Below are 7,224 nucleotides of genomic sequence, written 5' to 3'. Positions count from 1 at the left end.
GGGCGGGGTCGGTCCGGCATTGGTCGAGGCGGCGGCGGCCAGGGCGCCCTGGAAGAAGGCGAAGGCCTGGGCCTTGGTGTGGGTGACGTTCGGGAGATAGGTGCTTTGGGTCATGGGCTCCTCTGGGTTGGGGATCAGGTCGCGCGGAAGGCGGCGACCGAGAGGCGGGTGACGCGCAGCGCATAGGCCTCGCTCTCGACGGATAGCGCCGCGCGGACCTGGAAGAAGCGCCCGTCGAACTCGGCCGCGTCGAAGCTCTGCCAGGGGCCCCAGGTGGCGGTCGCGGGATCATAGACCCGGACCTGGGTGTCGAGATCGCCATAGGCATCGGTGTTGCCCTGCCAGAAGAGCCCGTCCGGCGGGGTCCAGAAGGCGGCCGTGCCGGGGCCGAACATCAGATCCCGCCGTTCCTCGATCAGGATCTCGACATCGCTGACCAGCCGCACCGGCCCGGCGACGCCGAGATCCATGACGCCCGTGAAGACATAAAGCGCGTAGGTCGCGCCCTCGTCGGTCGAGAGCACGCCCCCCGCGGCCGAGCAACCGGCCTTGGTCCCGGCAAAGCCCGGGGCCTCGTCGAGCCGGGCGACCTCGGCCATCGGCACCAGCGAGGCGGCGCGGAGCGCGACCGCGCTGACCGGGCCGGGATTGCCCTTTGCGTCATGGGGGCGCGCGAGATAGGTGCCGGTCTTCAGCGGCAGCGTGGCCTCGGTGACGCCGCCCGAGACCGCCTTGCCGATGACGACCGAACTGCGCCAGGTGGCGCCGGTCAGGACGCCCGCGTGCCGGAACTCGATCCAGCCGCCCTGGCGCACGTCGAGCGAGGGGTGCCGGTCCCAGCGCAGCATCGCGACCGCCCCCCCGGCCGACTGCCCGGCCAGGTTGGTGATCGCGACCGGCGGGGCGTTCTCGCCCTGCACGGCGGCGGCGCCGGCATAGACCCAGTCCGACCACATGCCGCGGGTGTTGCGCCCGCGCGCGCCGAAGACATAGGTGCCGGGCGCCATGTCGTCGATCAGGTCCTCCGGCGTGTCGGTGAGGCCCCGCACCGTCGCCTCTGCCGCCGAGATCGGCCGCCAGGAGAACTGCCAGGCGTCGATGAAGGGATTGTCGGTCGTGGCCGCGAGCCGCACCCGGGTCTTGACCCCGCCGCCGCCCCGGGTCTCGTAAAGCTCCTCGGTCATGGTCGGCGCCGAGACCTGCGGCTTGGCGGTCGGGGATGGCAGCGTGGGGATGCCGCCCGCAGGCTTCGGGGTCTCTTCCGAGGTGCGCCAGTCGAAGATCGCGGGGCCGGTCTCGATACAGGTCAGCCGCACCTGGACGCCGCCGGGGCCGACCGTCACCGCGCGGCCGGTGACCTCGAAGGTCTTGGCCTGCCAGCCTCTTCGCGGCAGCGTCACGCGGACGGTGTCGCCGAGCCGCACGCCCCAGGCCGCGAGGCTGCAGGGCAGGATCACCTGGCGCTGGCGGCGGCCCTTCAGGAGCGCCAGCTTCATCAGCCGCTGGCCGCGCGCATGCCCGGTCTCGCCCGGCAGCTCGCCCAGATCGCGCACCAGCCGCTCGCCATGATCGGCGGCGCGGTAGGTCTCGGAGGCCAGGACCGGCAGGTCGGTCACCACATGCTCGGCAGTGGCATCGGCGAACTGCGCCTTCACGACATTGAACTGTTCCTCGAAGGGCCGCCGCGCGATCACCCGGATCCCGGCCACCAGCATGTCCTCGGTGATCGTCAGCTCGGGCTCTTCCCAGGCGCCGCCCCCGACCGTCAGCCGCCCGCGCTCGCAGGCCCACCAGCCGCCCCAGGCGGTCGAGAGATTGTCCAGATTCTCGCGCGGGGCGGCCTCGGTATCGAGCACGCCGTTGAAGGCATAGCGATCCTCGGTCCCGCCCGTGGCCAGCGGCACCGGCTCCTCGGCCAGATTGGCCAGCGCCAGAAGGGCCGCGTCGTCGAGATCCTCTTCCCGCCAGCCGATGCCGCCGAAGAGCTCGGGCGTCAGGGCGTAGTCGCGCAGGCACAGCGCGGGGTTGGTGCTGTAGCGGGTCTGGCCGTCGCGCGGGTCGTAAACGCGCTTGCCGCGGGCGCGGACGCGGATCTGCGGCGCGCCGGTCGGGAAGAGGTCGCGGTCGTAATCGGCCTCGAAATAGACATAGGCGACGCCGCGGCCGCGGTGATCGGCCGTCCATTCCGAGGCGGCCGCGACATAGCGCGGCTCGGCCGCCTGATCCTCGGCGCCGGTATGCACCTTCAGCCGGATGCGGCCCCTGAAGTCGCTGTCGATCTGGCCCCAGTGGTAGGGATCGCCGGTGCCCCGGGCGGCGTCCTGCCGGTATTGCGCCTCGGTCCAGACCTTGGTCTCGCCGAGCCAGATCTCGACCGCGCCGTCGATCTCGTGGCAGGCGAGCGGCATGACGGAATGATAGCGCCGATGCGGCTTGCCCCCGGCCTCGGTGGTCGAGCGGGCGACGATGGTGCCGCCGAGGGTGCGTTCGCCATAGAGGATGAGGCCCGCGGTCACCGGCTGGATCTTGTTCAGCGTGATCTCGTCGCGGGTCTTCGCTTTCGGCTTCTTCGCCAGCGCCATCTGCACGCCCGACAACACGAAGGCCATGGCGGCCTGGCCCATGATGGCGGTGGCCGTCAGCCCGGCCGCCCAGCCCCCCGCGGCCGCCGCCAGCGCCGCGCCGACCGGCGGCATCGCCAGGGCCGGGGCCGCCGTGATAATAAAGAGAGCCCCCGCGAGGCAAATCACCCGATGCGCCATGCCGCCTCCGCGTCGAGGACCGGGCGGCGGACCGGGCCGCGCTCGGCCAGATGCACCGCATGGCGGCCGGTGACGACGCCCATGGCGCCGGGCAGCGCGCCCGCGGCATCGCCCATCACCCAGTCGCCCCGCCGCGCCCGCGCGACCGGCACCCGCGGCAGATGCGCGTCGATCAGCTCGGCGATGGAGGTAAAGCCAAGCCGCACCAGCCCCTTCGCCGCCTGCATCTCGCTGACATAGTCCGGCAGATCCGGGATCGGATCGCGGCCGGTCATCGCCCGCGCGGTCGCCCGGCAGAACCCCAGGCAATCGGCCGAGCCCCAGACGAAGGCCCGGCCCTCCCAGTCCCGGATCTCGGCCGAGAGCCGCAATTCCCAGCCCTCGCGGCGGGTGATCTGCCCCCCGGTCATCGTCCCTCCGATCATCGTCCCCCCGTTCATCTCCCCCATGTGTCCTCCCGGTTCTGGATGGCCTGGACGAGGTCGAAGAAACGGTCGTCGGGAAAGCGGCGCTGCTGATCCTCGGGCAGGTAGTAGAACGGGCGCTTGCGGCCCAGATCCATGGCGCGTTCCTCGCAGGCGAGCGTGGCGGTCGCGGTGTCGGGCCCGTCATCGCTGTCGAGCGTGTCGGCGAGCCCGTCCCAGAGCACATCGGCCGCCTCGATCCGGCCCTCGGGGTCGAAGAGCGCGAGGCGCAGCGTCACCCGGCGGCGCTGGAACTCCTCGAGCTCGGCCAGCGCCACCACCTCCGGGTCGAGCCCCGCCAGCGTCAGCGTCAGCCCCGGCATCTCGCCGCCCGAGGTCTCCTGCGCCTCACCGATCCGGAGCATCTGCCCGGCCGCGCCGAGATAGGTCACGCCCTCCCATGCGACCGAACCATGGCCCGTGAACATGTTCAGCTCGCCGCTGTCGAACCGGCATTGCACCAGCAGGCCGAGGATCCGGTCGCCGCTTGCGTCCATCACAGCGCCTCCACCAGTTGCACGGTGCGGGTCCGGACGCGGGCCTGGCTGACGGCGAGCGCGGTCTCGGATCCGGCCAGCGCCCAGCTGCCATAGGGCGCGCGCAGCGCCACCGGATCGCCCGGGGCGACGGGCGCGCGCAGGCGGGGCCAGAGGGTGAGGGTCTGCCGGAAGGCGGCCGTGGGGGCCTCGGCCCCGGTCACGATGTGCAGATGGCCGTCGAGGGTGAGATAGTCGCCGACACTTATGGTGTCGCCCGCCGCGGCCAGTTGCAGCACCAGCGTCTGCGCCCGGGCCTGGGCCGCGACGGTCACCACGGGATCGGCGGTGATCGTCCCCTGCGGGCCGTCATAGTCCATCGCTTCCATGTCGAGCTCGAAGCGGCCCGCCGGGCCATTGAGGCTGGCAAGCCAGGCCGAGATCGCCGCACTCTCGCGCGCATCGACCGCCGCCAGCGTCAGATCGGCCGCCCAGGTCCCGCCCATGAAGTCATAGGCCGTCTGCGCGAAGCTGTAGGGGCTTTGGGTGCGGATCGAGGAGGTCACCTGGCGGAGCGTGAAGCCCGCGATGCGCACCGCCTCGGGCGGGAAGGCCATCAGCGCCCCTCCCGGCGCTGCCGCGCATAGACCCGCTGCGCCTCGTCGCGCGTCACCCGCCGCACCGCCTCCGCGATCTCTTCGGGGCTCGCCGAACTGCCCGCGACCGAGACATGCACATCGCCCATGCGCACCCCGCCGCCGCCGCCGAGGCTCGCGACGCCGAGCTTGCCATTGCCCAGCCGGGTCAGCGGCAGGATCGCCTCGGGGCCTGCCTCGCCCATCAGCCCGGTCGCGGCGCCGCGCATCGGAAAGAAGGTCGGCCGGTCGACCACGCCGCCCGCGGCAAAGGCCCGAACCCGGCCGCCGTCGAAGACATTGCCAAGGGCGTTGACCTTCACGCCCCCGCCCGCACCGGCGCCCGCGCCCCCGAATATCCCCGAGAAGAAGCTGTCGAAGAAGCCGCCCATCGCGCTGGAAACCGGCGACAGCGCCCGGTCCAGAAGATCGTCGAGCATCCGGTCGGCCAAGGCCGAGATCGCGTCGCCTGCATCCGCCGACCCCTTCGCCAGATCCTTGAAGAAGGTCTTGAAGCTGTCGCCGCTCTCCTTCGCGGTATCGGCCAGATCCTTCGTCTTGGTCTTCAGCTTCTCGACCCCGCCGCCGTCATCGGCCGCATCGCCGATCCGCGCGAGGCTGGTGGCGGTATTGCCCGCCTCGTCCGAGACCCCGGCCAGCGTCTCCTTCAGCGCCGCCATCGAGGCCAGCGGCGTGCGGATCATCGCATCGGCCACGCCATTGGCCTCGCGCTTCAGCCGTTCGGCCTCGTCGCCCGCCGCCGCTGCGGCCTCTTTCGCCGCCGCCAGCCCCTCGGCCGCGCCCTCGGCCGCCTCTTTCAGCGCCGCCGCGCCGGGCAGGATGTCCGGCAGATCGGCGAAGCGGGCGAGGAACCCCGACCACTTCTCTTGCAGATAGACCATGACATCGCCCCAGATGGCTTTCATCCGGGCGCCGAGCTCCTCCATCCTGAGCCGCATCAGCTCCGGCCCCATCACGATCCGGTCCCAGACCTCGGCCGCGACATCCTTCATCAGATCCAGCGCTGCCCCGAAGCCCCCCGCCGCCGTCACCAGCCGCCCGAACCACAGCACCAGCTCGCCCGCGCCGACCACCAGCGCGCCGATCCCCGTGCGCATCAGCGCGGCCCGGGTCAGCAGGAGTTTGGCGTTCAGCGCCGCCGCCGCCACCGTCGCCGCCGCGAAGCTGGCCGCAAACCGCCCCGCGATCAGCGTGGCGGCCGCCCCGGCATAGGCCGCGACCCGGTCGAGATTGGACAGCACCAGATCGAGGGCCGAGGCCAGCGGCGCGCCCTTGCGCCAGAGATCGGCAAAGCCGGTCGCCAGCCGCTCGATGCCAGGGGCTGCGGCTGCGGCCAGCGTGTTGCCAAGCCCGGTCGCCACCAGCCCCAGCCGCGAGACCGCGTCATTGGCGCTCTCTATATTGTCGGCATCGATCTCGGAGACCACGACGCCGAAGTCCTCGACATCGCGCGCGGCCTGGCGCAGGGTGGCCGGATCCATCCGGCTCATGGCGATGGAGCCTTCCTCGCCGAAGAGCTGGCCCGCCACCGCCGCCTGCTGCGCCGCGGGCACGAAGTCGAGGATCGCGGCATTGATGGCCTCGACGCGGGCATCGAGCGGCATCGCCAGCAGATCCCCGGCCGTGAGGTTCAGCCGCTTCAGCGCGTCGACCGCGGGGCCGGTGCCGGTCGCGGCCTGGCTGAGGCGGCGGGTCAGGTCCTTTGTCGCCTGCTCGACCGTGCCCATGGCGACGCCCGAAAGATCGCCCGCCCGGCTCAGCACCTGGACCGATTTGACCGTGGTGCCCAGCGATTGCGCCAGCTTCGCCTGGGCATCGACCGCGCCCATGGCCTGCTTCGTCATCAGGCCAAGCGCGCCGGTCGCGGCGGTGACCGCGCCCGCGAGCCCGACCGTCACGGTCCGCGCAAAGCGTTTGGAGCGGTCATCGGCCGATTTGAGCCCGTTGCGGAACTCGGCCGAGTCGAGCCCCAGATTGACGCGCAACGCGCCGATCACCGCCTTCAGCGCCATGGATCACCTCTTTTTCTGGTTTTTTTTCTGGTTTTGCGCCTCGAAGCGCGCGTGAAGGACCCGCGCGCGCATAATCATCGCCGCCGCCGCGCGCCTGGGGTCGGGCGGCAGGATGAAGTCATCGGCCCGGGGGAAGTCGGGCGTCCGGGTCAGGGCCGCGACATGCCAGGCGAGCCAGCGGTCGCGGTGCTGGCCGACCCTGGCCCGGGCCGCCGCGCCCGCCATCTGGGCGCGGTAGAGCCCCGGGGTCAGGGACCAGAAGGCGGCCGGATCGAACCCGGCCGCGCAATAGTCCTTCAGCAGATCGAGCCAGCCCGCCGGGCTCAGGCCATGTCCGACCCGCTCGCCGCGCCCGTCCCGGCCGACCGCTTTGCCGGATCCGGCTTTCCCGGCGCGGGATCCTCCGCCGCCAGGAAGCCGCAGGCGGCGATCACCTTTCCCAGCACCGGACCCAGTTCCGGGCCCAGCTCTTCGGCGACCGCGCCCGCCTGGCGCAGCGTGGTCGCGGGGCGGTGATCGCGCATCGCGGCCCACAGGATCAGCCGCATGGTCCGCACCGATCCCGCCTTGAGCGAGGTCATGATCTCGGCCAGCGTCCGGCCCGCCTCGTCTTCCAGCTCGGCAATGGCATTGAAGCTGAGGATCAGCCGAAGCCGCTCGCCGCAGGCCTCGATATCGACCTCGCCCTTCATCGGATTGGCCATGGATCAGCCCTCCTCCGGCAAGGTGATCGCGAGGCTGCCGGTGACCCGGAAGGCTGCGGAGACCTCCTGGAACTCGCCCACGGTGGCGGGCGGCGCGTAGGATTTGAGCCAGCCCTCGAAGAGCCAGACCGTGCCGCCCGGGAAGGTGAC

Annotated in this window: 7 protein-coding genes; all 7 read right to left on the bottom strand. The window is 71.8% G+C overall.

Annotation, left to right across the window (positions count from 1 at the left end; all coding sequences use genetic code 11):
- Positions 1–134: 134 nt before the first annotated feature.
- The 7 genes from EV657_RS20865 to EV657_RS20835 all read right to left on the bottom strand — a co-directional run bounded on the left by EV657_RS20865 (position 135) and on the right by EV657_RS20835 (position 7,074).
- Positions 135–2,762 (bottom strand): phage tail protein, encoded by a 2,628-nt coding sequence (locus EV657_RS20865; RefSeq protein WP_134079760.1) that lies wholly within the window; start codon positions 2,760–2,762, stop codon positions 135–137.
- Positions 2,747–3,172, bottom strand: a complete 426-nt coding sequence (locus EV657_RS20860; protein WP_134079759.1) for a DUF6950 family protein — start codon at positions 3,170–3,172, stop codon at positions 2,747–2,749. The genes EV657_RS20865 and EV657_RS20860 overlap by 16 nt, the downstream gene beginning before the upstream one ends.
- 26 nt (positions 3,173–3,198) lie before the next feature.
- On the bottom strand, positions 3,199–3,723 hold the full coding sequence (locus tag EV657_RS20855) for a hypothetical protein (protein ID WP_134079757.1): 525 nt from the start codon (positions 3,721–3,723) through the stop codon (positions 3,199–3,201).
- Positions 3,723–4,319 carry a hypothetical protein gene (locus tag EV657_RS20850; protein WP_134079756.1) on the bottom strand — a complete coding sequence of 199 codons (597 nt, stop codon included), beginning with the start codon at positions 4,317–4,319 and terminating at the stop codon, positions 3,723–3,725. Before EV657_RS20850 ends, EV657_RS20855 begins: the two co-directional genes overlap by 1 nt.
- Positions 4,319–6,370: a phage tail tape measure protein gene (locus EV657_RS20845; protein ID WP_134079754.1), complete on the bottom strand. Its 2,052-nt coding sequence runs from the start codon at positions 6,368–6,370 to the stop codon at positions 4,319–4,321. The genes EV657_RS20850 and EV657_RS20845 overlap by 1 nt, the downstream gene beginning before the upstream one ends.
- Before the next feature lie 3 nt (positions 6,371–6,373).
- The gene (locus EV657_RS20840) at positions 6,374–6,595 is read right to left on the bottom strand and encodes a hypothetical protein (protein WP_134079753.1); all 222 of its coding nucleotides are present in this window, start codon (positions 6,593–6,595) and stop codon (positions 6,374–6,376) included.
- 98 nt (positions 6,596–6,693) lie between these two features.
- Positions 6,694–7,074 (bottom strand): GTA-gp10 family protein, encoded by a 381-nt coding sequence (locus EV657_RS20835; protein ID WP_134079751.1) that lies wholly within the window; start codon positions 7,072–7,074, stop codon positions 6,694–6,696.
- Between the last annotated feature and the right edge of the window lie 150 nt (positions 7,075–7,224).

This window comes from Rhodovulum visakhapatnamense, from assembly GCF_004365965.1.
Taxonomy (GTDB): Bacteria; Pseudomonadota; Alphaproteobacteria; order Rhodobacterales; family Rhodobacteraceae; genus Rhodovulum; species Rhodovulum visakhapatnamense.
The sequence above is the reverse complement of the archived record's forward strand: the minus strand, read 5'-3'. Positions and strand labels throughout refer to the sequence as shown.

Bases quoted from the DNA above. Each gene is read 5' to 3' on its own strand.
- EV657_RS20865 (WP_134079760.1), bottom strand. From the start codon at position 2,762: ATGGCGCATCGGGTGATTTGCCTCGCGGGGGCTCTCTTTATTATCACG.
- EV657_RS20860 (WP_134079759.1), bottom strand. From the start codon at position 3,172: ATGACCGGGGGGCAGATCACCCGCCGCGAGGGCTGGGAATTGCGGCTC.
- EV657_RS20855 (WP_134079757.1), bottom strand. From the start codon at position 3,723: ATGGACGCAAGCGGCGACCGGATCCTCGGCCTGCTGGTGCAATGCCGG.
- EV657_RS20850 (WP_134079756.1), bottom strand. From the start codon at position 4,319: ATGGCCTTCCCGCCCGAGGCGGTGCGCATCGCGGGCTTCACGCTCCGC.
- EV657_RS20845 (WP_134079754.1), bottom strand. From the start codon at position 6,370: ATGGCGCTGAAGGCGGTGATCGGCGCGTTGCGCGTCAATCTGGGGCTC.
- EV657_RS20840 (WP_134079753.1), bottom strand. From the start codon at position 6,595: ATGGCGGGCGCGGCGGCCCGGGCCAGGGTCGGCCAGCACCGCGACCGC.
- EV657_RS20835 (WP_134079751.1), bottom strand. From the start codon at position 7,074: ATGGCCAATCCGATGAAGGGCGAGGTCGATATCGAGGCCTGCGGCGAG.